Annotated in this window: 18 protein-coding genes; 5 read left to right on the plus strand and 13 right to left on the minus strand. The window is 73.7% G+C overall.

All coding sequences use genetic code 11. The features are described 5' to 3' along the window. Positions 1–472 precede the first annotated feature (472 nt). From OV079_RS05565 to OV079_RS05580, 4 genes are read right to left on the minus strand one after another with little or no spacing between them, the layout of a single operon-like run. Entirely contained in the window at positions 473–2,047 is a 1,575-nt protein-coding gene (locus tag OV079_RS05565; RefSeq protein WP_267766663.1) for a hypothetical protein, read from the minus strand. Positions 2,048–2,055: 8 nt separating this feature from the next. Then, positions 2,056–2,781: a hypothetical protein gene (locus OV079_RS05570; RefSeq protein ID WP_267766664.1), complete on the minus strand. Its 726-nt coding sequence runs from the start codon at positions 2,779–2,781 to the stop codon at positions 2,056–2,058. Beyond that, entirely contained in the window at positions 2,769–3,335 is a 567-nt protein-coding gene (locus tag OV079_RS05575; RefSeq protein WP_267766665.1) for an RNA polymerase sigma factor, read from the minus strand. The genes OV079_RS05570 and OV079_RS05575 overlap by 13 nt, the downstream gene beginning before the upstream one ends. Before the next feature lie 9 nt (positions 3,336–3,344). Next, the gene (locus OV079_RS05580) at positions 3,345–4,406 is read right to left on the minus strand and encodes a hypothetical protein (RefSeq protein ID WP_267766666.1); all 1,062 of its coding nucleotides are present in this window, start codon (positions 4,404–4,406) and stop codon (positions 3,345–3,347) included. 275 nt (positions 4,407–4,681) lie between these two features. Between OV079_RS05580 and OV079_RS55605 the strand changes: the two genes are divergently transcribed. Next, positions 4,682–6,874, plus strand: a complete 2,193-nt coding sequence (locus OV079_RS55605; RefSeq protein ID WP_267766668.1) for a vWA domain-containing protein — start codon at positions 4,682–4,684, stop codon at positions 6,872–6,874. A 264-nt stretch (positions 6,875–7,138) separates the two neighbouring features. Here the strand turns inward: OV079_RS55605 and OV079_RS05590 are convergent, their stop codons facing one another. The 9 genes from OV079_RS05590 to OV079_RS05630 all read right to left on the minus strand — a co-directional run bounded on the left by OV079_RS05590 (position 7,139) and on the right by OV079_RS05630 (position 18,439). Beyond that, entirely contained in the window at positions 7,139–7,894 is a 756-nt protein-coding gene (locus OV079_RS05590; protein ID WP_267766669.1) for a hypothetical protein, read from the minus strand. Between the two features lie 51 nt (positions 7,895–7,945). Beyond that, entirely contained in the window at positions 7,946–8,638 is a 693-nt protein-coding gene (locus tag OV079_RS05595; protein WP_267766670.1) for a hypothetical protein, read from the minus strand. A 151-nt stretch (positions 8,639–8,789) separates the two neighbouring features. Further along, a complete protein-coding gene (locus OV079_RS05600) occupies positions 8,790–9,110 on the minus strand; it encodes a hypothetical protein (RefSeq protein WP_267766671.1) in 321 nt (106 codons plus the stop codon). A 48-nt stretch (positions 9,111–9,158) separates the two neighbouring features. Beyond that, positions 9,159–9,995 carry a TonB family protein gene (locus tag OV079_RS05605; protein ID WP_267766672.1) on the minus strand — a complete coding sequence of 279 codons (837 nt, stop codon included), beginning with the start codon at positions 9,993–9,995 and terminating at the stop codon, positions 9,159–9,161. A gap of 289 nt (positions 9,996–10,284) precedes the next feature. After that, positions 10,285–10,725: an ExbD/TolR family protein gene (locus OV079_RS05610; RefSeq protein ID WP_267766674.1), complete on the minus strand. Its 441-nt coding sequence runs from the start codon at positions 10,723–10,725 to the stop codon at positions 10,285–10,287. Next, on the minus strand, positions 10,725–11,414 hold the full coding sequence (locus OV079_RS05615) for a MotA/TolQ/ExbB proton channel family protein (protein WP_267766676.1): 690 nt from the start codon (positions 11,412–11,414) through the stop codon (positions 10,725–10,727). The genes OV079_RS05610 and OV079_RS05615 overlap by 1 nt, the downstream gene beginning before the upstream one ends. Further along, positions 11,411–14,869, minus strand: coding sequence for a TonB-dependent receptor domain-containing protein (locus tag OV079_RS05620; RefSeq protein WP_267766677.1), 3,459 nt, complete (start codon positions 14,867–14,869; stop codon positions 11,411–11,413). The genes OV079_RS05615 and OV079_RS05620 overlap by 4 nt, the downstream gene beginning before the upstream one ends. A gap of 225 nt (positions 14,870–15,094) precedes the next feature. Next, positions 15,095–16,534, minus strand: a complete 1,440-nt coding sequence (locus OV079_RS05625) for a hypothetical protein (protein ID WP_267766678.1) — start codon at positions 16,532–16,534, stop codon at positions 15,095–15,097. Positions 16,535–16,738: 204 nt separating this feature from the next. Further along, the gene (locus tag OV079_RS05630) at positions 16,739–18,439 is read right to left on the minus strand and encodes a serine/threonine protein kinase (protein WP_267766679.1); all 1,701 of its coding nucleotides are present in this window, start codon (positions 18,437–18,439) and stop codon (positions 16,739–16,741) included. Between the two features lie 817 nt (positions 18,440–19,256). Between OV079_RS05630 and OV079_RS05635 the strand changes: the two genes are divergently transcribed. From OV079_RS05635 to OV079_RS05650, 4 genes are all read left to right on the plus strand, one after another. After that, positions 19,257–20,141, plus strand: a complete 885-nt coding sequence (locus tag OV079_RS05635) for a hypothetical protein (protein ID WP_267766680.1) — start codon at positions 19,257–19,259, stop codon at positions 20,139–20,141. Positions 20,142–20,642: 501 nt separating this feature from the next. Beyond that, complete coding sequence (locus OV079_RS05640) at positions 20,643–21,944, plus strand: TolC family protein (RefSeq protein WP_267766681.1); 1,302 nt, start codon at positions 20,643–20,645, stop codon at positions 21,942–21,944. Further along, complete coding sequence (locus OV079_RS05645; protein ID WP_267766684.1) at positions 21,941–23,104, plus strand: efflux RND transporter periplasmic adaptor subunit; 1,164 nt, start codon at positions 21,941–21,943, stop codon at positions 23,102–23,104. The genes OV079_RS05640 and OV079_RS05645 overlap by 4 nt, the downstream gene beginning before the upstream one ends. Before the next feature lie 6 nt (positions 23,105–23,110). After that, positions 23,111–26,206: an efflux RND transporter permease subunit gene (locus OV079_RS05650; RefSeq protein WP_267766685.1), complete on the plus strand. Its 3,096-nt coding sequence runs from the start codon at positions 23,111–23,113 to the stop codon at positions 26,204–26,206. Positions 26,207–26,290 lie beyond the last annotated feature (84 nt).

Consider the following 26,290-nt stretch of genomic DNA (forward strand, 5'->3'; position numbering starts at 1 on the left):
GCGCGGCGAGTGCTGGCGATCGCTGGCAGCGTGGCCGCCTTTGCCTGTCCCTGTCCCGCCTGCGCGTCTGCATGAGGCGAGTCCGCGGGCGCGAGGTGTCGAGCGTGCCGGGACTTGCTGCCTGTGCGCCCCCGTCGGGCCTCCGCGTAATCACGGGCGAAGCTGCGCGCGTCGATGAACGGTGAGCAACACGTTTACGAGGCTGTGCCCCGCTGCGGGCGCGCCTCGTCGAGTTTCGGACGATGAAGCGCGGCCGTCCGGCCCGGCAATGGTGCAACGAGCGGCCGCATGTCGCCGATCCATCGCCGCGCCACACGACGCCCCGGTCGGCGGGGGAGGCCATGCCTCCAGCGCGCTCGCTCGCGCGCGGAGGGATGTGCGCGGAGGCGGTGAGCCTGGCGACCAGGACATGTCCCTTGGAGAATGTCGGCCGGGCCATGTTGTATAGGACATGGCCTTTAGGGCATGTCCTTCAGGGCATGGCGTGGAGGGTCGGCTGTAGCATGCCGGCGAGGCAGCCGAGGGCGGCGGTGTAGTCGCTGTCGCAGACGGACTCGATGCAGCAGCGCATGGCGCGTTCGTTGACGGCGGTGTCGGGGTCGTCGGGGATGTCGAGGGCCTGGCAGACTTCCTGGATCCGCCCGGGCGGGACGGCCTGGCCGGCAGGGCCGACGCAGCCGGGGCCGATGCCGAACTCGAATTGTTTGTCGGCCGGGGTGTCGGTGTCGCCGGGCAAGATGTCGTCGGGCTGCCAGTCGCGGTAGACGAGGGCGTCGACGCCGCCGGCGAGGGGCTCGAACGGAGGGGCGTGGTTATGCTCGGTGACCTGGGGGACGCCGCCGAGGACGAGCATGACGACGTCCTTGCCGTGGTGCTGGCGCAGGTCGGCGAGGGCCTCGGTGTAGCGGGAGACGGGCTGGAGGACGTGCTTGTCCTCGGACATGCACCACTCGTACTCGCCGTCGTCGTCGTCGTCGGCGCAGGTCATGCCGGCGTTCCAGCACACGGCGCTGGTGGGCTCGGTCCGCTGGCCGCTGCTCGGGTGCGACGGCCAGTACTTGCTGAACTCGGGGTCGTCGTGCAGCTTGGGGTCGAAGTAGGCGAAGTTGAGGGTGGAGCAGTCGGTCTCGTCGGTGACGATGACGACCGCGAGCGGGGCGCCAGGGCGCAAGAAGGGCCGCTCGCCGATGTTCCACCGCGCTTCGAGGTCGAGCGCGCGCCGCATGGCCTCGAGCGGCGACTCCATGCCGCAGCCGTCGATGCCCTGCGGGCCGATGCAGGCGAGGGCGTCGGCCGCGGGGTCGCCCATGCCGTCAGGGTCGATGACGTTGTGGCTGGTGGGGCTGAAACGAATGAACGGATCGGTGGGGACGGAGGGAGCAGCCTCGGCGCAGCGCGAGGTGCAGATCTCGGACATCACGGGCGGATCGGCGCCGAGGCCGGTAAATCGCGCCAGGCGGTCGGTGCACGGGGTGTCGATCGGCTGGCCGTCGGCGGCGTCGTAGTCGGGCTTCTCGAACGGCGTGCACAGCGGGTGCGGCACGTCGGTGGTGGTGACCATGATGTGCACGTCGGCGCCGACGAGCTGACCGTTGGCGTCGCTGAGGCCGCGCAGCAGCTTGACGAAGGCAGGGAAGCTGTCGGCGAGCTGGCTCTGCTCCTCGCCCATGGTGCCGGAGTTGTCGATGACGAACAGGACGTCGAGCTGCTCGCAGGCGCCGCCGTCGATGCAACCGGTCTCCGGCGGCGGATCTTCGCCGGTGGTGACGGGCTCGCCGGTGGTGCCGTCAGGCGGGTCGCCGGTGGTGTCCGGCCCGGCGGTGGTGGTCGGCAGCGGGTCGAGGGTGGTGTCGTCGACGTGCTGCGAGGTGACGACGAGGGTGTCGACGCTGATGGTGTCGGCGCCGTCGGTGTCGCCGGGGAGCTCGCCCAGAGGGCTAGGATCGAGGATGCAGCCGAGATGTACGAAAGGACAGGTGAGAACCACGGCGAGGCACGCCCTCGCCGCGGAGGCGATCGGGCTGCGGTGCGTTCGAGAAGTGGGCACGGGTCGTCTCACCCGCCGCGGGGGTCAGGCTGCGCGGCCGATCCATTACAGAGCGTGGCCGCCCGGTCGACCAGAGGCGAGCCCGGAAAACGCTGGGGGAAGCTGGCGACCAGCTCGCGGGCGGCGTCGCGCTGGCCGAGGGCGCAGCGGGCCTCGATCTCGAGCAGGCTGCGCTCGGCGGCCAAAATGCCGCCCGGGAAGCGCCGGGCGTGCTCCTCGATCAGCTGCAGGCGCTCGGCGGGCGCGGCCAGCTTGGCCCGCCGCAGCAGGTCGACCTCGGCGGCGACGGTGTCCTCACGCGCAGGGCGGCGCGCCTTGGAGGTGTCCGCAGGGCCAGGCTTGTCGGTGGGCTGCGCCTCGGGTGCGACCTCGGGCGCCGGATCGGGCGTGGAGGCGCGGGCCGGATCGGGGCGCTGGACGGACTCGGCGGTCCGGGTCGCGTCGCCCTCGTGGGCCTGATACGGAGCGGCGACGTGGGTCTGCGGCGCCTCGCCGCCCTTCATGACGGCCCAGGTCAGGGCCAGCAGGACGCCGGCCGCCAAGGCGAAGCCGGCGAGCACCCGCGGGGCGAGGCGCGAGCGAGAGGGCGCTTCGTCGTCGAGGTCGTCGCCGCCGCCCTCCTCGACGCGCTGCTCGAGCGCGGCGAGGACTCGGTCGGCGATCGCGCGGTCGGGCGACTCGGCGCTGCGAAATGCGGCCAGGCGCGCCCGCGCCTCCGAACTCAGCGGTTCCATGCTGCTTGCCTCCCATCCGCTCGTTCGGTCTCGGCGATGGCCCGCTCGAACTCGGCCCGAGCGGCCCGCAGACGCGAATAAACGGTGTTCAATTTGACATCGAGGGCCTGGGAGATCTCCGGCGCCGTGAAGCCCTCGAGGTCGGCGAGGATGAAGACCATGCGCTTGTCGTTGTCGAGGCTGTCGAGGAAGCGTTGCACGAAGTCGGCGGCCTCGGCGCGTTCGGCGACGCGCTCGCGCGGTTGATGGGTGTGGACGACGGCGAATGCCTGGATCCGGCGCTCGTGGCGCCGGAGGCCGCGGCGGAAGTCGCTGGCGACCCGCCGCGCGGTGCCGAACAGCCAGCTGCGCAGCGAGATCTGCGGGTCGAGGCCCGGGAGGCGGCGGTGCAGGACGAGGAAGACGTCCTGGGCGGCGTCCTCGAGCTGGTCATAAGGGACCCCGAGGCGGCGAAGGATCCGCCAGACGAGGTCGAAGTAAGCGTAGTACACGGTGGCGAACCCGCGCTGCGCGTGCTCCTCGGGGCCAGATATGGGCGGCTGAAGCTTCAGCACGGCAGGTACTTATTTCTTTGGCCGGGCCGAGGTCGATCCGTCACGCCGCGCGCCGGGCCCGAGACGAATCTCGAGGCCGCCGCCGAAGCGCACGCCGACCGGCTGGGTGATGAAGACGAGCTCGTCGCTGACGGTGAACTGGGCCCGCAGCGGAGCGATGACGAAGTCGGTGCGGACGCCGAGGCCGACCCGAGGATGCGGCGACCACACGAGGCCGAGGCCGAGCAGGACGGCGAACCAGGGCGGGCGGGCCTGTCGGCGGTCGACGGTGATGCCGGCGCCCTCGGCGAGGAGCTGGCCGCCCTCGAGGCCGAGGCACACCGGGATCTCGAGCGAACCGGGGAGGAACCGGCCGCAACCGCGGACCCCCAGCGCCCAGCGAGCGACGACGCCGACCCGGGCGTCCTCGAAGGTCAGCGGGCGCGCCGGCATGTAGTGGCCCACGGCCTCGACGCGGAGGCGGTGGTAGAGGAAGCCGAAGGCGCCGCCGATGTCGCCGGCGATCGTCGGGGTGGCGCCGGCGTCGATCGCCCCGTCGACGCGCAGGAGGACGCTGAGCTTGTGGGCGCGCGCGGGTGGGGGCGCGGGCGGACGCGAGGGCGGAGCGGTGGGCGGCGCGGGCGGGGGATCGCGGACCGGCGAGGGCTCGGGATCGACGGGGGCAGGCTCGACGGGGTCAGGCGGCGGCGGGACGGGGGTCGGAGGCGCGGGCTCGGGTTCGGGCTCGGGTTCCGGGGCAGGAGGCGCGAGCTGGTTGGCGAACTCGAGCGGGTCGATGGCGATGGCGATGATCAGGGCCGCGGCGCCGTCGAGCGAGTCGCAGGCGTCGGCGCGCTCGACCCGGCGCTGGGTGAGGCGCTGGGTGTGGATGTCGAGCCGCAGCTCGTAGCGCCCGGCGACCCTGCGGACGACGCCGCGCACGCGCACGCCCTCGAGGTCGGGTGGCCGGGTGAGGGCGGCCAGAGCTTCGAGGACGTCGTCGCGGGTCGGGCAGCCCGCGGGGGCGCGCCACTCGATCGCAGGCGGTCCGGCCAGCGACAGGAGGAGCAGCGCGGAGGTCGGACCGAGCATGGCCGCAGCAGCCTCGGATGGTAGACGCGAGCCCCGCCGGGACGCCAGGGGGCTGCGGCGGGGCGGCGCCGAGTTTGTCCGGCGTTCGGCGGCGGAGCGGTGAGCTGTCCTTCGGGACATGTGAACCGCGAGCGCGACGCGGCGCCCGGGGCGGAACCGCCCGGCGGTCGCGGGCGCGCCAGGACGCTCGGGGCGGTGTCCGCGGGGTGTCAGCGCGGGCGAGGCGGCGGCGTTGTGGGGCTGCACGCCGAGGCACGAGGCTGTCAAGCTGGCCCGTGCCCCGGCCCAAGGAGACGCGCATGAACCCGTGGATGAAGTGGATCCTCCTGGCGACCCCGCTCGCGCTGACGCAGTGCCGCTCGAGCTCGGTGACCCCGATCGGCACGGTGACGCCCGACGGCAACAACAACGTGATGCTGGCCCACGGGCAAGGGGACGTGGCTTACGAGGCGCCGCCGCACACGTTCTCGGCGCGTCCGCATCCGCCGCGCAACCGGAGCGACGCGCCGCCGCCGAACCTGGCGGCGCTGCCGAAGATGGTGTCGCGGATCGATCAGTGCTACGGGCCGAGCGGCGGCGCCATCGCTTCCGGTGGCGGTCCCTCGGGCGGGGCGATCCCCAAACCGACCAAGAAGCCGGCGCCGCCGAAGCCGAAGTACAAGCAGGTGACCTACGGCGGCGGCTCGGCGCCTCCGCCCTCGCCGTCGCCGATCCAGACGACGCCGTCGGCCGGGGCGCTCGGCAAGGGCGAGGGGGCGGCGGGTCGCGGCAGCAGAGGGGGATTCGATGCCGGCGCAGCGCCGCCGCAGTCTCCTCCGCCGCCGCCGGTGACGGCGTCGAAGTCGGCGAACTCGCAGGGCGACGCCGACACGCGCCGGGCCGAGAAGGCCGAGCAGAAGAAGCAGAAGAAGGACCGCGGGCGCGACAAGGCGGCGGAGGAGCGCCCGGGCACCGCCGCGGCGGCGCCGGCCGAGGCGCAGGTGGCCCGTGACGAGGCGGAGGACACGAACTCGGTGGCGTACGAGCCGGTCCAGCAGGTCGGCGACGGCGAGGCCCAGTACAGCGACTGGGGTCAGGCGACGTACCTGTCGAACGACGACACGATGAGCATGTCGTCGGCGCAGCGGGTGATCTTCGCCATCGACAAGTTCCTGCCGGTGCCGCTCGAGCACATCCGGCCGCACGAGCTGCTCAACTACTTCTCGTTCGAAACGGCCGAGGTGGCGCCGACCGACGACTTCTCGGTGCTGCCCGAGATCGCCAAGGATCCGAAGCAGGACGGGATCTACAACCTGGCGCTGGCGATCCGCGGGCGCCCGGTCGACAAGCAGGCCCGGCGCAACGGCAACCTGACGTTCGTCGTGGATCGCTCGGGCTCGATGAGCGACGAGGGCCGCATGGACTACCTCAAGCGGGGCATGCGGAAGATGATGGGCGAGCTCAAGACCGGCGACCTCGTCAACGTGGTGCTGTTCGACCACGAGGTGTGCGTGCCGGTGGAGAACTTCGTGGTCGGGCGCGACAAGCCGGAGGTGCTCGAGAAGGCGATCGAGCGCATGAAGCCGCGCGGGTCGACCGACGTGCACGCAGGCCTGACCCGCGGCTACGAGCTGGCCGACCGCGGCTACCAGCACACCTACAACAACCGCGTGGTGCTGGTCACCGACGCGCTCGCCAACACCGGCAACACCGACCCGCGGACGATGTCGATGGTGGCCAAGTACTACGACGAGCGGAAGATCCGCCTGTCCGGCGTCGGCGTCGGCACCGAGTTCAACGACGCGCTGCTCGACAAGCTGACCGAGCGCGGCAAGGGGGCCTACGTGTTCCTCGGCTCCGAGGCCGAGGTCGACGCGGTGTTCGGCCCGCGCTTCATCTCGCTGCTCGAGACGACGGCGATGGACGTCCACTTCCAGCTGCACCTGCCGCCGTCGCTGCGCATGAACGTGTTCTACGGCGAGGAGAGCTCGGCGGTGAAGGAGGACGTGCAGGCGATCCACTACTTCGCCAACACGTCGCAGCTGTTCCTGTCCGACCTGATGGCGCGCGGCAAGAAGCTGCGGCCGCAGGACCAGATCATGCTGACCATCGAGTACGAGGACCCGGAGTCGGGGCAGAAGATGGTCGAGGAGCGGGCGTTCCAGCTGGCGGAGATCGAGCGCGAGGCCTACAACATCCGCAAGGGTCGCCTGCTGATCGCCTGGGCCGACCGCCTGGCGCTGATGGCCTCGCGGCCGCAGCCGATCGGCACGGCGCCGGTCGCAGGGGCGTGGATCGACGCCGACGGCTGGCAGCAGTGCGAGCAGGGCAAGGCCGACCTGCGCGACATGGCCCAGGGGATGAACGACCCCGAGGTCACCCGCGTGCTGTCGCTGTGGGACAAGTTCTGCGCGCGCTACGAGCAGCCGCGCAACCCCGTGCGCCGCACCCCGGCGTCCGGGCCCGACGCGTGGCCGTCGGCCCGCTGACAACGCAGTGACACCGACGGCCGCGGCCCGACGCTTCGTCGCGGGGCCGCGGCCTGCGTCTGAAGCACGCCGCGCTGACGCTCCGCCGCGGGGCGACACGGCGGCCGTCGCTGCTTGCGGAGCGCGCTGCGACGCCGCGGGCGGGGCGCTCCGGCGCGGGTGCTGTCGGGCAGCCGAGGTCGTCGAGCCGGGCTGCCTGGCCTCGGGAGCATGTCCCCAAGAGCCTGCCCCTCGGAGCATGCTCCGAAGGACCTGCCCTGCGGGTCACATGCAGGGCGGCGAGGCCTCGATCGTGTGGCCGCAGTGGACCTGGGCCTCGGCCGGGCCGGTGGCGGCGATCGTGAGGTGGTAGAGGCGGCAGGCGAGGGTGTTGCCGGCGGCGTCCTCGGTGTTGTACGGCTCGGTGTCCATGAAGTTGGCGCAGGTGGCCATGCAGTCGCCGGGGCTCGGGTGCTCGGTCGGGCAGATCGAGGTGGCGATGGCGCAGAAGCCCTCGCAGCTCTGACCGCACGCGCCGGCGCCGCTGGGGCCGGCGTGGATGCAGTGCATGCCCGGATCGATCGAGGCCATGCCGGCGTGGTAGGCCCGGCAGGACAGCGAGTTGCCGGAGGTCTCGCCCGGCGAGCCCGGCGGGAGGCCGCCGCAGGCGCCGAGGCAGCTCTCGTTGCTCGGGTACTGGGCGTTGGTGCCGGTGCAGCTGCCCATCATCGCCGCGCAGTACATCTGGCAGCCGACGTCGGTGTCGCCGCCGGTGCTCGAGGTGCCGGTGGTCGGGTCGCCGGTGCTGGTGACCGGATCGACGTCGCTGGTGGTGGTCGAGGAGGTGGGCTCGCCGGAGGTCCAGTCGGTCGTGGCGGTGGTGGTCGTCGTGGTGGTCGTGACGTCGCCGCTGACCTGGGTCGCGGTCGTGATCATCGCGGTGGTGCTCGCGGCCGAGCCGGTGTCGTCACCGCCCGAGTCGTCGAAGCAGGCGGGGAGCAGGAGGGTACCGAGGAGGGGAAGGAAGGCGCGAGAGGTCATGCGTGGGCCTTGCGTGGCGGCGTGAACCGGCATGGTTGAAGGGACATGTCTTTACATGCAGGGCGGGGAGTCCTGGAGGGTGTGCGGGCAGTGCACCGCGGCGTCGGTCTCGCCGGTGGCGGCGACGGTGAGGTGGTAGAGGCGGCAGGCGAGGGTGTCGCCGGCGACGTCGCCGACGTCGAACTTCTCGTCGTCGGTGAAGCCGGCGCAGGTCGCGAGGCAGACATCGAGGCTGGGGTGCTCGCCCGGGCAGACGGACACCGCGAGGGCGCAGAAGCCGTCGCAGTTGTCGCCGCAGGCGCCGCCGCCGCCCGGGCCGGCGTGGACGCAGTGGGTCGGCGCGTCCATGGCGGCGGCGTCGGTGTGGTAGCGGCGACAGGCGTAGCTGTTGCCCGAGACGTCGCCGCGCGCGCCGGCGGGGAAGCTGGCGCAGGCGCGCTTGCAGCTGTCGGCGTTGGGGTACTGCGCCTGCGGGTCGAGACAATTCGTCATGACGTCGGCGCAGTAGTCGGCGCACAGCGCCTCGTCGACGCCGGTGGTCGAGGTCTCGGTGTCGCCGGAGGTGGTCGACGTCGACGTGGGCTCGGCGGTGGTGGGCCCGGCGGTGGTGGGCTCGAGGGTGGCGGCAGAGGTCGTGGTGGTGCTGCTGCCGTCGCTGCCGCTGCCGGTGCTCTCGTCCCCGGGCTCCGACTTGCAGGCGGCGAGCACGAGCGAGACGACGAGCGCGGTGGCCGGCTTCCCCATGGCGATCCGCAGTCTGCGGCCCGCGCGATCGCGTTGTCAACCACGGGCCGTGGGGCCGGAGGGCCGCAGCGGCGCCGCTTGAGACCTGTCTGAAAGGACAGGTGAACGGAGGGGGCGAGCGCGGGGCCGCGGCGCGGCGCGTGGGCGCGCGTCAGCGCAGGCAGACGTGGCTGATCTCCTCGGCCGAGCCCGCCCGCGCGATGCACTCGCGCGCGCCCGGCGGGAGCGACAGGCCCTCGCAGCGCTGCAGCTCGGGGACGAACCGCCGCGCGAACTCCTGCTGCTTGCGCCGCGTGAGCTCGGGATCGCGGTAGCCCTGCTCGGCGAGCTCGAGGGCGACGATCCGGTCGAGGATGACGGCGCAGTCGTCGGCGCCGGCCCGCTCCGAGCGACACGTGAGCAGCAGCAGCGCGACGCCCAGCGGGGCGAGGCGGCGCGGCTTCGGGGTCGGTGGCTGCTGCGGGTCGAGCATGGGCGGCAGTGAGTGGTCTTCAGGACATGTCTCAAAGTGCAGGCGACATCAGCGGTCGCGGGTGAAGTGGACGCGGATGGCAGGCGAGGGGGCGCGGACCGGGCGGCCGTCGCGGTCGAGGGCGGGGGTGAAGCGGGTCCGGCGGGCGCAGGCGAGGGCGGCGGCGCCGAAGCCGTCGCCGGGGTCGGTGACGAGCTCGGCGGACTCGACGACGCCGCGGGCGTCGACGGTGACGCGGATCGTGGCGACCTGCTCGTCGAGCGCGAGGCCGTCGGCCTCGAGCGGCCAGGGGCAGTTCCACTCGTCGCTGGCGAGGGCGACCGGGCGCGAGCGATCGACGGCGCCGGGGGAGGCGGGCGGTGGGCTGGCGGTGGGCGCGGGCGGGGGCGCGGGCGATGGCTCCGAGCTGGCGTTCGGGACAGGTTTGGTACCGGTGCCGGTCGAGCTGGTGGCGCCGCCGACGTAGGCGCTGGCGTTGCCGACGACGACGACGTCGCCGGTGAGGTCGAGGGCGCCCGGCGGGGCGGCGACGACCTTGCCGGCGCGCGCGGGGGCGGGCCGGGCCGGTCGTGAGGGGGCGGGCGGGGCGGAGGCGACGGCGGGGGCCGGCTCGCTGGCGGCTGGGGGAGGCTCGGACGGCGGGGGCTCGGGCGGCGGAGGCGTTGGCTCGGTGCGCTCGACGTCGGCGAGCTGCAGGCGGGTCAGCTCGTCGTGGACGCGCGCGGCCATGGTGGCGCTCCAGGTCTCCAGCGTGGGCTGGGCCCGCAAGATCATCACCGCGACGCCGAGGTGCAGGAGGACCGCGACGACGATCGCGTGGTGCCGCCGCGAGGCCGGCGGCGCGGCGGCGGCGAACACCTGGGCGGCGATGCCCGGCCGAGTCACCCGCGGACCTCCGCGAAGAACGTCTTATGAAGAGACAGGTGAGGGGCCGGGGCGCTCGTCCGGGCTCGTGCGGGCGCCTGGACGAGCGCGAAGGAGGATGGCCCGAGGGACAGGTGATGAGCCGCTTCGGGCCCGGCGGAGGATGTCTCGAAGGACGGGTCATGAGCGGCGGCGAGCGTTCGTGCCGGTGCCTGGGCGAGCGGGGGAGAGGATCGCTCGAGGGACAGGTGAGGAGCCGCGCCGGGCGCTGCAGAGGATGTCCCGAAGGACAGGTGATTCGGCGACCGGGTCACGGCGCCGCCTCCTGGCCGGCGGGGCCTGGCGCGGGGGACAGGGTGGCGAAGGCGACGCGGTAGACGCCGCCGCGCTGGAGGGCGTCGATGGTGGCGATCACGCGGCGGTGGGGGACCTCGCCGTCGGCGTGGATGACGGCGCGGACCTGCGGGGTGCGGGCGCGCACGGAGGCGGCGCGGGTGACGAGCTCGTCGTCGCCGGCGATCGGCTCGCCGTCGACGAGGGTGGCGCCGCGCTCGGGGACGATCACCGACAGGACGACCTGGACCTCGCCGGCGGTGCTGGCCTCCGGCAGGTCCATCTCGACCGCGGGGGTGACGATGATCTTGGCGGTGACGATGAAGATGATGAGCAGCACCAGGACGATGTCGACCATCGGCGTGACGTTGATGCCGACGATCATGCCGCCCGGATCGCCGCTGCCGTGGCCGGCCATCAGCGCGCCTCCGGCTGGCCTTCGGGACCTGTCGTATCGGACATGTACGCGAGGACGAGGTTGGTGAGGGCCTCGCTGCCCTGGCACAGCGAGGTGATCTTGCGCTGGAAGGCGTTGTAGGCGGCGACGGCGGGGAGGGCGACGAGGAGGCCAACCGCGGTGGCGACGAGGGCCTCGGCGATGCTCGACATGACGGCGTTGGAGGCGACCTGCGAGGCGGCGCCGGTGCCCCCGCCGTGGCCGGGGGCGGCGTGGCCGAGCTCCTCGAAGGCCGCGATGACGCCGATGACGGTGCCGAGCAGGCCGACGAACGGGGCGTTGTTGCCGAGGGTGCCGAGGAAGATAAGGCCGCGCTCGAGCTGGCCGCGCTCGAGGGCGAGGGCGCTCTGCATGGCGTACTCGGCGGCCTTGGGCCCGCGGTCGGCGAGGCGCAGGCCGGCGGCGGCGATCGCCGCGGCGACGCTCGGCGAGGCGGCGAGCAGGTTTAGGGCGCCGTCGCGGTCGCCGGCCTGCAAGAGGGCGGCGACGCGGCCGGCGAGCACGCGCAGGTCGCCGCCGCGGGCGCGCAGGACCAGCCAGCGCTCGACGGTGAGGGCGACGCTGACGACCGAGAGCAGGCCGAGCAGCCACAGCACCCAGCCGGCGCCGGCGCGGAGGAAGAGCTGCTGGAGGGCGTCGATCGGGGTCATGGGATCATTCCTCGGCGGCCCAGGCGAACCGCGGCGGGACGGCGATCATGGCGAAGCGGACGGCGGCCAGGGCGTCGGCGGCGGGCGAGGCCGGATCTTCGGCGGCCAGGGCGGCGAGGTCGTGCGGGCCGGGGCCGAGCTCGGCGAGCTCGTCGAAGTCGACGCCGGCCCACCAGGCGGCGCCGTCGATCGTGACGTCGAGCGCGCCGCCGACGTCGAGGTCGAAGGGACCGACCCGCAGGCCCTCGATGGTGCGGCTGCCGCGGAGCACGGGGGCGACGTCGAGGTCGGCGGTGAACTCGAAGGACATGTCCGCAGAGACAGCCGTGCCGGCGAACCGGGCCGCGCGCCCGCCCGGCGCGCCGTCCTGGGCGCCCGGCTTGGCCTGCGTCTTGAGCCAGGTGACGCCGTAGTCGAGCATGGCCGAGCGGACCTGACCGGGCAGGACGTCGAGCTCGCCGAGCGCCTGAGGCCCGGGGTCGAGCAGGTCGACGGGGGCGACCGCGGCGAACTCGGCGGCCGCGGTGGCGCACAGTTCGGAGGAGGCGGCCGCGGTGGCGCACAGGTAGAGCGGGCCGAGGCCGACTTCGGCGCGCGTGAGGGTCACGGTCCAGGCGCCCGCGGTCAGCTCGGCCGCGGCCCCGCGCGCCCGCAGCGGGGCCTGGAAGGCCGGCTCGCCGGTGGCGCCGCAGGCGGCGCAGAGCAGGAGGAGCATGGCTGGTCGGAGGGACATGCGCGAAAGGACCGGTGACGAGGGACAGGTGCGAGAGGACAGGTCTGGAGGGACAGGCGGCTAGAAGTGCAGGGTGAGGGTGCCCATGACGCTGAGCGGGGGGCCGGCGGCGAAGTGGCGGGCGGGCAGGAGGGAGGATCGGGCGGGTGCCCCAGTCGGACACGAAGTTGTACTCGGTGGCGGCCCAGCGGCGGGCCAGCAGGTTGAAGGCCTCGACGCCGACCTCGACGACCGACCAGCGCACGGCGGCGCTGGCGTCGAGGAGGTGGACGGGGTCGGCGAACTGTCCGTAAGGCAATGGCCGCGGGGACAGGTAGGAGTAGCCGAGGCCGACGCGCAGGCCGAGCGGGCGACCCTTGAGCTCCACGAGGTCCTTGTCGAGGCCGATGTCGGCGCGCACGACGACCGGCGGGACGTAGGGCAGGAGCTGGCCGGGGACGTAGGGCGGGGAGGGGTTCTCGGCGGTGGCCGGCGGCGGGGCGCGCAGGACGGCGTGGACGTAGGTGACGCTGCCGGCGGCGACCAGCCACGGGAGCGGGCGCGCGATCAGCTGGAGCGCGGCGCCGGCCCGCCGCGTCGGACCGACTTTCTCGAGCCGGCCCTCCTCGGGGTCGAAGGCGAGGTCCTGGGCGAGGAAGGTGGCGAAGCCGGCGGCGCTGAGCTGGAGGCGACCGCCGAGCGGGCTCATGCGCACGCCACCCTCGGTGCTGTGGACCTTGGCGAACGGGGCCCGCTCGCCCTCGTCGAGCTGGCGCGCCTGCGGCGAGCGGTAGCCCTGGCCGTAGGCGGCGAACAGGCTGACCCAAGGGACAGGCGCGACCTCGAGGCTGACGCGCGGGCCGGCGGCCACGCCGGTGGCGGTGCGGCGGTGACCGACGAGGTGGCTCTCGACCTGGTAGGGGGCGATGAAGTTGCCGAGGCGGTCGTCGATGTCGTAGTGGAGGACGTCGGCCCGACCGCCGCCGCGCAGGCGCACGCGCTTGCCGAGGCGGAGGTCGAGGTCGCCGTAGAGGCCGACGTCGCTGGCGAGGACGGTGGCGTCGACGCGCCGGTCCCAGGTCTCGTTCTGCGGCGCTTGCAGCAGGTTCTGCGCCTGCTGGATGTTGTGGATCCGGGCGGCGGCGCCGACCTCGAGGGCGGCGTGGAACCACGGGGCGGGGCGCCATCCGGCTGTCCGATGGGACAGGCGCATGCCGCCGCCGAAGTCGCGGTTCTGCTGCTCGATGAGGTCGCCGCGGCCGACCCACTGCGGCATGACGACGCCGCGCTGGGTGTAGCCGGTGAAGTTCTCGCGGCTGTGGAGGTCGACGAGGGCGGTCCACACGGCCATGCGGGTGACCGCGCCGCCCTCGCCGCGGCGCTCGAGCTCGAGCGAGAGGTGGCCGCGCGCGGCCGAGGCGGACTGGCTGTTGGCCGAGGGGTCGCCGTAGCTGTCGTAGAAGCCGACGACGCCGGCGGCGACGTCGTCGCGGCGCAGGACGCCGGCGAGGCCGGCCCGCGCGGCGTAGGCGGCGACGTGGACCTTGCCGCGCCAGCCGCCCGCGGCCGAGAAGGCGAACTGGCCCATGGCCATGCCCGAGAGGCCGCCGCGGTTCATGCCGAAGCCGCGGGTGCGACGGACGGCGGCGGCGGCGAAGGTCTCGTCCTCCTGGCCCTTGGGGGCCCACAGGACGAGCTGGCGGAAGGTGGCGAAGGAGCCGCCGGTGCTGCGCAGCTGGATGCCGCGGCGCGGGACGGCGAGGTCGAAGTCGATGCTGCCGGCGACGGCGAAGTCGCCCTGCCGCGGGTCGTAGACGCCCTCGGTGACGCGGATCGATCGTACGGTCTCGGGGACGATCCAGTTGAGGTCGGCGTAGCCCTGGCCGTGCAGGTGCGAGACCTGGTTGAGCGGCAAGGCGCCGGCGGTGATCTCGATGTCCTGGCCGTGCGCGGCGTTGAAGCCGCGCAGGGTGATCTCGTGCGCCACGGCCTCGCCCTCGGCCCGCGCGACGTAGACGCCGGGGGCGCTGCTCAGCATGTCGGCGGCGCTCTGCCGCGGCGGGGCGGCGAGGACGTCGCGCTCGACGACGAAGTCGCTGGCGGCCCGCGGCGGCGGCCGCCGGCTGCGCGCGGCGACGTCGAGCACCGGCTCGGGCTGGCTGGCCGAAGGGGCAGGTTGGGACGGGCTGGCCGAAGGGGCAGGTTGGGACGGACCCGGCTGGCTGGCCGAAGGGACAGGTTGGGGCGGACCCGGCTGGCTGGCCGGAGGGACAGGTTGGGAGGGGGCCGGCTGGCTGGCCGGAGGGGCAGGTCGGGAGGGACCCGGTTGGCTGGCCGAAGGGGCAGGTTGCCCGGGCGGGGCCGAAGGGGCAGGTTCACCGGCGGGCGCCTCGGCGGGCTGGGCCGGCGGGGCGAAGTTGAAGGGCACGCGGATCTTGACGGCCACCGCGACGTCGTCCCGGCGCGCCGGGTCGAACCGCCACTGCTTGACCGCGGCGACCGCGGCGTCGTCGAAGGCCGCGCCGCCGCTCTTCAGCACCTCGACGGCGCCGACCCGCCCGTCGGCCTCGACGGTGACCGCCAGCTTGACCGCGACGACGTCGCTGCGCGCCTCGGCGAGCGGATAGACGGCGTCGACCCGGGTCCGCGGGCTCGGCGGGACGACCGCGGGCGCGGCCCAGCCCGGCGAGGCCCACAGGCACGCCGCGAGGCAGGTGCAGAGCGTGGCGCGAGCGCGTGGCACCGGGATCGAACGGTTAAGAGATCCCGGCCGAGGCCGTCAAGCGAGCGGGCCGCTCTCGCACTCGAGTCGCTGTTGTCAGCGGACTGCAATTGCAATGCGAGTGCATGTGCGGATGGCGCGCGAACAGGCTTCGGGCGGGCGAGAGGGGCGTGCGCGGGCGCGATGGGCCGATCGACGGCGCGAACCGGCGGCGCCGGCGGTCGCCCGGTCGGAGTTAGGTCACGGTCAACCCGGCGGGCGGTCGCCGCCGGCGATGTCGGGCGCGCCGTCCATCAGCGGCCGCGGATCGCCGTCGACGTCGGTCCGCGGGTCGCCCTGCTTCCAGCGGGCGACGCCGGCGAGCGGGAGGCCGTCGCCGAACACGTGCAGGTCGCCGCCGTTCCAGTCCATGAAGATCTGCGGGACGGCCTGCGGCGGGATGACGCTGGTGTTGGTGTCGGCGTTCTCCAGCTCCGCGGCGCTGACGAGCGAGTCGGAGAGCTGGGCCGCGCTGGTGGCACAGGAGAAGGTGTCGACGAGGCCGTGGCTGAGGAGCGCCGAGTTGCGCGCGTCGAGCCCGGCGGTGCCGTCGAGGCAGGCGAACAGGCCCGACTCGTGCTGGGTGACGTCGCCGAGCGTGGTGTAGAGGAGGTTCGCAGTGCTGGCGGCGCCGATCTCGAGCGCGGCGCCCATGTTGAAGTGGGCGACGAGGCTGTTCTCCAGCCGCAAGGTGGCGCCCTCGGCGATGTGGATCGAGTAGAGGTTCTGCGCGAGCTGGTTGCGGCGGACCACGGTGGTGCACTCGGCGGCCGAGATGGCGCGACCGCCGTAGCCGACGATCCGGACGTCGTCGAGCCACAGCTGGGCGGCGGCGCGGCAACGGACCGCGGCGGCGCCCTGACCGTCTTCGATGCGGATCCGCGCGACGTAGAGCTCGCTGTCGATGGCGAGGTCCTGCATCTCGAGGCCGAGGAGGACGGCGGGCTCGACGTCGACGGTGAAGGTGGTGAGCTCGCTGCCGAGGACGGCGATCTTGCGCCCGCCCTGGTCGAGGTGGATGCCGGTCGCGTAGGTGCCGGGGAGCAGGTGGACGACGAGGTGCTCCGCGTCCTGGTGCTGGGACATGGCCTGGGCGATCGAGCAGCACGGCTGGTCCTCGGCGCAGGACTGCGCGCCGCAGACGAGCGCGGGGTCGATGAAGGCGTGGCTGGTGCTGGCCTTGGGGAAGCAGACGCCGTCGTCGAGCTCGCAGGCGGTCTCCGGGCAGTCGTCGTGCTCGCGGCAGGCGCGGCAGACGTGGTCGACGGGGTCGCACACGCGGCCGTCGCAGGTGGCGCTGTCGATGCACTCGACGCACTGGCCCTCGTGACACTGCTGGCCGGGCCGGCACTCGGTGGCGCTGTCGCAGGGGCACACGTCGAGGTCGCAGGGCTCGCCGGTGGTGTCGGTGCCGGTCGAGGTGTCGCCGGTGAGGGTGACGGTGCCCTCCTCGCCGCTGGTGGGCCCGGTGGGGCCCAGGCTGGTGGCCGGGCCCTCGCCGCTGCTCGTGCTCCCGGGCCCGACCGTGGCGGTGCTCGTGGTGGTCGGGCCGTCGCTGCCGCCGGTGTCGGTGGTGTCGCTGCCCGCCGGGTTGAAGCAGGCGGCGAGGAGGAGGGATGACGCGAGGGACAGGGGGGATGTCTTCACGGTCATGCTCTTTCGGTCATGGTGGTTGGGTCATGAAACGAAGGACAGGTGAGCGGCGGCGCCGACCAGGCCCGGCGAAGCGGCGCCGGTCGGCCCGCAGCGGCGCAGCGAGCCGACGAGCGGCGGGCTCGACCCGAGGAGGACGCGGGCGAGGGCGAGCGAGCGGGCATGACGGCGCCTGGTCGTCAGGCCGCGGGCAGGGCTCTAGAGGTCGATCTTGAGGCCGAGCTTGAGCTGGGGCGCGAACTTGGTCGCCTTGACGGCGTCGGCGAGGCACTTGCCCAGCGCGTCCTGCTGCGAGGGGACGGCGCGGGTGACCGAGCCGTCGCTGCCGGTGGCGTAGTCGACGGTGATCTTGGGGCCCTTCACGGCCTTGTGCGTCTTGCGGCAGCCGTCAGCGGCGCGTCGCAGCTTGGCCATCGGGTCCTGCGGCTTGTCGCCGGTCTTGACGACGGGGTTCTTCTTGCCCTTGGGATCCTCGACCTTGGGCTCGCCGGCTGTGTCCGAAGGGACAGGTTCGCCGGCGGTAGCGCCCGGGCTGTCCGTGGGGCCAGGTTCGACCTCGGGCTGCGCGGGCGGGTCGGGCTGGACCGGCGGGGCGGGCGGCTTGACCGGCGGAGGCGGGGTCGTCTGGGCCGCCGGCGGCGCGGCGACGGGGAGCGGCGGCGGGGCCGGCGGGTCGTCGCCGCCGGTGAACACGAAGGCGAGCAGCCCCACCAGCGCGGCGGCGCCGACCAGGATCGGCACGAGCAGCTTGTTGCGCGCGGCGCGGGTCCCGGGCTCGCCGGCGTCGAAGTGGATCTCGACGGTGGAGGCCGGCGGGCGCCGGTTGTCGAGGTTGGTGCGCGTGTCGACCCGCGGCAGGCCCGAGGCCGGCGTGGAGCCGGCGAGCACCGTCCTGGCCGCCGGGCTCGAGGAGGTGCTCTGCAGCGTGGACTCGGGGCCGAAGTGATTGGGGGCCGAGTCCTGGAGGCCGGCGCTCACCGGGGCGGCGATCGGCAGCGGGCCGGTGCTCGGGCGCGGGCCGGGGTTGTGGGCCGCGAGCAGGTCGTGCAGGACGGCCTCGATCTCGTCCATCGTCTGCGGGCGAGCGTCGCGGTCCTTGGCCAGCATGCGCTGGACGTAGGCGTCGAGCTCGGCCGGCACGCCGGCCTCGGGGTTGATGGCGTGGATGGTCGGCGGCGGCAGGTTGCAGTGCTGCATCGCCACCTGGATCGGCTCGCCGATGAACGGCATGCGCCCGGCCAGCGCCTCGAAGAGCACCACGCCGAACGAGTAGATGTCGGTGCGCGAGTCGAGCGCCTGCGCCAGGATCTGCTCCGGCGACATGTAGAACGGGGTGCCGAGCGCCGCGCCGGTGCTGGTCAACGCGGCGTGGTGGGCGGTCTTGGCGATGCCGAAGTCGAGCAGCTTGACCTGCTCGCCGCCGCCGCGCTTGGCGGTGAGGAACACGTTCGACGGCTTGAGGTCGCGGTGGATCATGCCGGCGGCGTGCACCGCAGCCATGGCGCTGGCGACCTGCTCCATCCACAGGGTGACCTGCTGCCAGCCGAGCGGCTTGCGGCTGCGCTCGAGCAGGCGCGTCTCGAGGTCCTTGCCGACCAGCAGCTCCATGGCGAAGAACACCACGCCGGAGTTCACGTCCTCGCCGAGGTGGTAGATGTCGACGACGTGCTCGTGGTGGATCTGCGCGATCGCCTGGGCCTCGCGCAGGAAGCGTTCGACGCAGTCCTTGTCCTCGGTGAGCTCGGGGAGCAGGACCTTGAGCGCGCAGCGGCGACGCAGGCGCAGCTCGTCGGCCACGTAGACGCGGCCCATGCCGCCTTCGCCGAGGAGACGCTCGACCTGGAAGCGTCCTTCGAGCACGGTTCCGACGAGCGCGTCCTGCTGGGCCTCGACTGGCATGCCTGGTCTGGCTTACCTACACCAGCCGTCGCCGATCTGCACGCTAGAACGAAGTCCGTTCTGGAGCGAGGCGGTGTGCGGGCGGCGGTGCGCCGGGCGGGCGGATCTGCGCTGAAACGGCGTCTTTTGCCATGTTGGGGGCGAAACGTCGAACGGCACGGGTGTGCTCGCGGCGATCGATCGCCGGCGGTGCAGGTGTCCGGGATCCTCCCGGCTGCTGGCCGTGATGTGGGTCCCCGGCGCTGTTCGCTGCCCGTCGGCTGCGGTTCTCGTGCAGCGACCGCTGCGCCGGGAGGCGTCGTCGCGTGCGTGCGCCGACCTCGGGGCGCGGGGCCTCAGGCTCGTCGCACGAGGCTGGCGGACGCGACGGGAGATGACTGGGCGAAGGTCGACGAGGGCCGTGAAAGCCTCGACCGCGAGGGGGCGAGCCGTCGAACGCGAAGGCGTCGCCGTCACCGGGACGAGGGGCGGCGAGCGGCGCTGCAGCGAGGTGGCGGTCGGCGCCCTGGACCCCCGCAGCGGCCCTCGCAGCGGCTGCCAGAGGCCCGGCGGCGCGCCGGCGGCGCGGATCAGCGCGACGCTCGACGGGCGCAGGTGTTGTACACTCGCGCCGGTTTTTCCCCGGATGTCGCGCCGCCTCGCCCGCACCTGGTCGGTCGCCCTCGTCGAGGTCGACTGTGCCTGTGCGGGCCCGGACGGGCCGCCCCCTCGGCCCTGCCTGCAGCCCGGCCCTCGCCCCCCGAGGCGCCCTGCTGACCGCGCCGGCGCGACGCACCGGTCCGATCCGCCCTGCCCCTTCGGACATCCCCCCCACGACATGAAGCACGCCACGCGTCCCTCTCGGGTCCTGTCCCTCCTCACCGCGCTCGCGTTGCTGGCGCCCTCGCCGGCGCCGGCGGCCCCCGCCCAGGACACGAAGGCGCTGGCGGCGTTCGAGGCCGGGTTCAACGAGGGACAGGCCGAGTTCGACCGCGGCGAGAACCTCGCGGCGGCGCGCACGTGGATCGCGGCGGCGGCCAACCTCAAGGAGACGACGGCCCACCGGGACAACCGCGCCGCGGTCTACGAGTACGTGGTCGACGCGTTCACGCGCGGGCTGCAGGGCGAGACGCGGCCCGAGGCGCTGCGCGAGGCGGCCCAGGCGCTCGACGCCTACTGCGAGGGCTTCACCCGCGCGTACGGGACCGAGACGCCGATCAGCCCGAAGATCGTGGCGGCGCGCGACGACTTCAAGCAGCGGCTGGCCGAGGCCGAAGCGGCGGCCGCGGCCGAGAAGCCGCAGGTGCCGGACGCGGTCGAGGGCCCCGAGGAGCTGCCGCCGCCGCCGCCCGACGCCGTGCCGGCGGCGAAGCCGTGGAAGGGGCTGGCGATCGGCGGCGGGGTGATGATCGGGCTCGGCGTGGGCGCGGCGGTGGTGGCCGGGGTCGGCGGGGCCCGCGTCGCTTCGCTCGAGAAGCAGGTCGACGACCCGGCCAACATGTGCGTGCTCAGCATGCCGTCGCCGTCGTGCCAGGACCTGCTCGACCGCGGCAAGGCGGCCGAGTCGATGACCATCGCCGGCGCGGTGCTGGCCCCGCTGCTGGCGGGCGCCGGCGTGGCCCTGCTGGTCGTCGGGCTCAAGCGCCGCTCGCAGGCCAACACGGCGTTCGCGCCGGCGCTGGCGCCCGGGTTCGTCGGGCTCAGCCTGCGCGGCTCGTTCTGAGCGGGGCGGCCGGTCGGGGCGCTCGGCAGGGGTGAGGGACATGTCCGAGAGGGCATGTGATCGGGGGCATGTTTTTTCGGGCATGTCCGAAGAGGCAGGCTTCGCGGGCGGTGAGCGCGGGGTCGGCGCGGGCATGTGTTCGGGGGGATGTTTTTTCGGGCATGTCCGGAGAGGCAGGCTTCGCTTGGTCGGTGCGGGCACGTGCTCGGGGCATGCGCTCGCGGACTCCGCGGGACAGAGGGCGTTCGAGGGGCGGGCGGACATGTCCTCGGCGACATGTGCTCGCGGGCATCCGCGATGAGCAGGTCGCGGGCTCTCAGTCCAGGTGAAGGCGCGGAGGTGCGGGCCGGCGCTGTCGACCCGTCGATGCCGGGCGGCGACGGGTCACTGACTGAAGCTGTCTGAAGGAGCATGTCCTGAAGGCCATTTTCATCCCGGCCGCCGACCCCGAGGCGGCCGGGCGCCCGCTTGCCGGCCGTGGCCGCTGGCATACACCGTCGCGTGTCTCGCTCGCAGGCCCGTGCGCGCCGGCTCCGCGTCCGCGGGGCGGGGCTCGTGCTCATCTGGCTCTCGGGCCAGGCGAGCGCGGCGCCGCCGACGCCGGTGGAGGCGATGCGCGTGGAGGAGGCGGTCGACGAGGCGCTGGGGCACAACCTGGAGCTCCTGGCGCGGAGATACGAGGTGCCGCTGGCGCGGGCCGAGATCGTCTCGGCGCGGCTGCGCCTGAACCCCACGCTCAGCTTCGGCGCCGACCACCTCGACCTGCTCGGCACGCACTACGACAACGTCAACCACGCGGGCCCCGAGGAGTTCTTCGTCCGCACCGACTGGCTGTTCCGCGTCGGCCGCAAGCGCAAGCGCCGGATCGAGGTCGCCGAGACCGGCGTGGCGGTCGCCGAGCAGCGCCTCCGCGACGCGGTCCGCCTCCTGGTCCGCGACGTGCAGTCCGCCTGCGTCGACGTGCAGGCCGCGGCCGCGGCGGTCGAGCTCGCCGAGGTGAACCGCGACCTGTACGCCCGCGTGGTCGCGCTCAACGAGGTCCGCGTGGCCAACGGCGACCTGGCCAAGGTCGACCTGACGCGCGCGCAGATCGCCGAGCTGCAGGCGAGCAACGAGCTGCGGCAGGCGGAGGGGGCGCAGCGGGTCGCGAGCAACAACCTGGCGCTGCTGCTCGGCCGCACCGCGTCGGCGGCTGCGATCTTCGTCACGGGCGAGATGCGGGCCGACGCGAGGCCGCGGGCGCTGGCGGAGATCCAGGCCCGGGCGCTGCGCGAGCGGCCCGATCTGCGGGCGGCGCACGGCGAGCAGCGCTTCACCCAGCTCGACGTGCGCCGCCAGATCGCCGAGGGCAAGATCGACCTGAGCGTCGGCGTCGAGGCGCGGCGCCAGCAAGGTCTGGCCGGCACCGGCAACTCGCTCGGGTTCTTCGTGGTGGTGCCGCTGCGGCTGTTCGACCGCAACCAGGGGCAGATCGAGCGCTCGCGCCAGCAGGCGGCGCAGGCCGACCAGCGGGCGCTGGCGGTGGAGCAGGCGATCCGCTTCGAGGCGGCCAACGCCCACGTGGCCTACGAAGTGGCGCGCGAGCTGCTGGCGAGCTTCGAGGGCGGGATGCTGGCGCGGGCCGAGCGGGTCCTGGCGACGGCGGAGTACGCGTACCGCCGCGGCGAGGCCAGCCTGATCGAGCTGATCGACGCCCAGCGAGCCCACAACGACACGCGCCGGACCTACAACGAGGCGCGGGCGGCGTTCGCCCGGGCGCTGTACGAGATCGACGCGGTGACGGCGAGCGGAGGATGGCAGTGAGCGCGCGCGGGTGGTCGGTCGCGCTGTGGCTGATCGGTTCGCTCGGGCCGTGTCGACCGCGGGCGCCGCAGCGCGACGCCGCGTCGACGCCGGCGGCGGTGCCGGGCGGTTCGCCGCAGATCGAGCTGCCGGCCGACTCGCCGATGCTGTCGAGCCTGAAGATCGGCGAGGTCACCGCGCGCGAGCTGTCGACCGACGAGGTGGTGTCGCCGGCGCAGCTCGAGATCGATCCGGGCAGGTTGTCGCACGTGCTCCTGCCGGTGACCGGGCGCGTGCGCGAGGTCGACGTCCGCGTCGGCGACCGCGTGGCGGCCGGCGACGTGCTGCTGGTGCTCGACAGCCCGGAGGCCGACGCGGCGATCGCCCACTATGAGCAGTCCGAGGCCGACGTGCTGGCGGCGCGGGCCGGGCTGGTCAAGGCCACGGCCGACCGCGAGCGCGTCCACGGGCTCTTCGCCCACGACGCGGTGGCGCGCAAGGAGGTCGACAACGTCGACGCGGCCCACGCCGAGGCCCGGGCGGCGCTGGTCCGCAGCGAGGCCGATCGCAGGCAGGCGCGCCGACGCCTCGGGCTGCTCGGGCTGCGCGCGGGCGACCGGCGCGACACGATCTCGGTGCGCGCGCCGATCGCCGGCAAGGTGCTCGAGCTGCACGTCGCGCCGGGCGAGTTCCACTCCGACACGGCCCAGCCGCTGATGACGATCGCCGACCTCAGCGTGGTGCTGGTGACGGCCGACGTGCCGGAGAACCTGATCCGCTTCGTCGGGCTCGGCGAGTCGATGCAGACCGAGCTGGCGGCCTACCCGGGCGAGACGTTCGCGGCCAAGGTGGTGCGGATCGCCGATACGGTCGAGCCGAAGACGCGGACGATCAAGGTGCAGGCGGCGCTGCCGAACCCCGACGGCCGCCTGCGCCCAGAGATGTTCGGTCGCGTGCGTCACTCGCGGGCGACCACGTCGATGCCGGCGGTGCCGCAGTCGGCGGTGCTGCACCGCGACGGCGGCGACGTGGTGCTGGTCGAGCGCGGGCCGGGCCGCTTCGAGGTCCGGCCGGTGCGGATCGGGGCGCGCAGCGGCGAGTGGCTCGGGCTGGCGGAGGGGGCGAAGGTCGGCGAGCGGGTGGTGATCGACGGCGGGCTGTTGCTGCTGCCGTCGGAGTGAGGATCGATGCTGACGCGGCTGCCGCTCCTCGCCCTGCGCTTCCGCCTCGCGGTGCTGCTGGCCGCGGCGGTGTGGATCGCGGCGGGGGCGTACGCGCTGGCGACGCTGAAGATCGAGGCCTATCCGGACGTGTCGGACACGCAGGTGGTGGTGATCACGATGCTGCCGGGCTACGCGGCGGAGGAGGTCGAGCAGCTGGTGACGGTGCCGATCGAGCGGGCGCTCGGCAGCGTGCCGCACGTGATCGGCCGCCGCTCGCGGACGATCTTCGGCCTGTCGGTGGTCGAGCTGACCTTCGACGACGCGATCGACGACCTGGTCGCGCGCCAGGTGGTGCTGGAGAAGCTGCGCGACGCCGATCTGCCGCCGGGGGTGGAGTCGTCGCTCGGGCCGATGTCGACGGCGATCGGCGAGATGTTCCGCTACCACCTGGTGAGCGCGACGCTGACGACGATGCAGCTGCGCACGCTGCAGGACTGGGTGGTGGCGCCGCGGCTGCTGCAGTCGCCCGGGGTGGCCGACGTCATCACGTTCGGCGGGGAGGTCCGGCAGTACCAGGTCGAGGTCGACCCGCTCGCGCTCGACAAGTTTCATCTGTCGATCGACGACATCGCGGCGGCGATCGAGGAGAACAACGAGAACGCCGGCGGCGGGGTGATCGACAACGGGCAGCAGTCGATCGCGGTGCGCAGCGTGGGCCAGCTGCAGTCGGCCGAGGACATCGCGTCGACGCTGGTCGGGGTCGACGGCGGGGTGCCGATCTTCGTCCGCGACGTCGCCACGGTGCGGATCGGCCCGGCGCCGCCGACCGGGATCTTCGGCCTCGACGCGGCCCAGGGCGGGGTCGAGGGCGTGGTGCTGATGCGGCGGTGGGAGAACCCGAGCGAGGTGCTGCGGGGCATCCACGCCCGCGTCGACGCGCTGAACGCCGGCGAGGAGCTGGCCGGGGCCCGCATCGAGGGCTTCTACGACCGCAGCGAGCTGGTCGGTCGGACGCTGCGCACCGTCTCGCGCACGCTCGCCGAGGGGGTGACCATCGTCGTGTTCGTGCTGGTGCTCTTGCTCGCCAGCGTGCGCGCGGCGCTGCTGACGGCGCTGATGATCCCGCTGTCGCTGCTGTTCGCGTTCGTGTGCATGAAGCTGGCCGGGGTCCCGGCCAACCTGCTGAGCCTCGGGGCGATCGACTTCGGCATCATCGTCGACGGCACGCTGGTGATGGTCGAGGCGATCGTGCACCGGCTGCAGCAGCGGCCCGACCCGCGGGCCCCGGCCGAGCCGGACGAGTTCGCCGCGGCGGCCCGCGAGGTGACGCGCCCGATCGTGTTCTCGCTGGCGATCATCATCGCCGCGTACCTGCCGCTGTTCATGCTGCAGCGGGTCGAGCGGCGGCTGTTCACGCCGATGGCGTTCACCGTCAGCACGGCGCTGCTGGGCGCGCTGCTGCTGAGCTTGACGCTGACGCCGGTGCTGGCCAGCTACGTGTTCCGCCGCGGGGTGAAGAGCCGCCCCAGCCGGGTGATGTCGGCGATCGCGGCCGGCTACGCGGGGCTCGTCCGGCGCCTCGTGCGGCGGGCCAGACCGGTGGTGGCGGGCGCGGCGGTGGTGACGGTGGCGGCGCTGGTGCTGGTCGGCGGCCGCGTCGGCACCGAGTTCCTGCCGCAGCTCGACGAGGGATCGATCTGGATCCGCTGCAACCTGCCGCGCGGGCTGTCGCTGTTCAAGTCGGCCGAGATCGCGTCGACGATCCGGGGCCTGGTGCTGCAGTCGCCCGAGGTCCGGCAAGTCGCCTCGCAGACCGGCCGCAACGACTCGGGCACCGACCCGTACGGGCCCAACCGCAACGAATTCCTGGTCGGCCTGCAGCCGTACGACACGTGGCCGAAGGGACAGGTCAAGGCCGACCTGGTCGAGGCGCTGGCGCGGCGGCTGCGAGCGGCGATCCCCGGCGCCACGTTCAGCTTCACCCAGCCGATCCTCGACAACGCGACCGAGGCGGCGACGGGGTCGTCGGCCGACCTGGCGATCATCGTCCGCGGCCCCGACCTCGGCGAGCTGCGGCGGCTGGCGGTGCAGAGCCGCGCGATCGTGGCCGGGATCGCGGGCGCGGCCGACACGGCGATCGAGCAGGAGGCGGCCCAGGAGCAGCTGCGACTGCGCCTGCGCCGGGCCGACATGGCGCGCTACGGGGCCGACGTGGCGGACGTGCAGCAGCTGGTGAGCCTGGCGATCGGCGGGCGGCCGATCGCCACGGTGTACGAGGGCTCGCGGCGGTTCGCGGCGGCGTTGCGGTACATCCCGGAGGCGCGCGCCAGCGGGGAGGCGATCGGGCGCCTGATGGTGATGCCGCACCGCGGCGGCCGGGTGCCGCTGGCCGAGGTCGCCGACATCGAGGTGGCCGAGGGCGCGACGATCATCGCCCGGCGCGAGAACCAGCGCCAGGTCACCGTGCGCACCAACATCCGCGGGCGCGATCAGGGCAGCTTCGTCGCCGAGGCGCAGCGGCAGCTGCAGGCGGCGCTGCAGCTGCCGCCCGGCTACCGGCTCGAGTGGGGCGGGCAGTTCGAGAACCTGACGCGGGCGCGGCGACGCCTGGTGGTGATCCTGCCGCTGACGCTGGGCATCATCCTGGCGCTGCTGTGCTTCGCCTTCCGCTCGCTGCGCTGGGCGCTGCTGGTGCTGGCGTGCGTGCCGTTCTCGCTGCTCGGCGGGGTGCTCGCGCTGTGGCTGCGCGGGATCCACCTCAGCGTGTCGGCGGCGGTCGGGATGGTGTCGCTGTTCGGCGTGGCGGTGATGAGCGGGGTGCTGCTGGTCGAGTCGATCCGCGCGGTCGCGGCCGGCGGCGACGCGGTCGAGGACACGGTGCAGGGGGCCACCCGGGCGGTGCGCCCGCTGCTGCTCATGATCCTGGTCGCGCTGCTCGGGATGGTCCCGGCGGCGCGGGCGACCGGGATCGGCTCCGACGTGCAGCGGCCGCTGGCGACGGTGGTGGTCGGCGGGCTGGTGTCGACGCTGCTCCTGACGCTGCTGGTGCTGCCGTGCGCGGCGTCGCTGGTGCGGCCGCGGCGGCGGGGTGGCGCGAGGGACATGTCTTCAGGGACATGAAGACGGCGGCGGGTTCGCGCGACGCTGGTGTCCCTGGCGACATGTCCGATACGACATGCGCCCAGGGGCATGTCCAGGGAGACA

The sequence above is a fragment of the Nannocystis pusilla genome (assembly GCF_026626665.1).
Taxonomy (GTDB): domain Bacteria; phylum Myxococcota_A; class Polyangia; order Nannocystales; family Nannocystaceae; genus Nannocystis; species Nannocystis pusilla.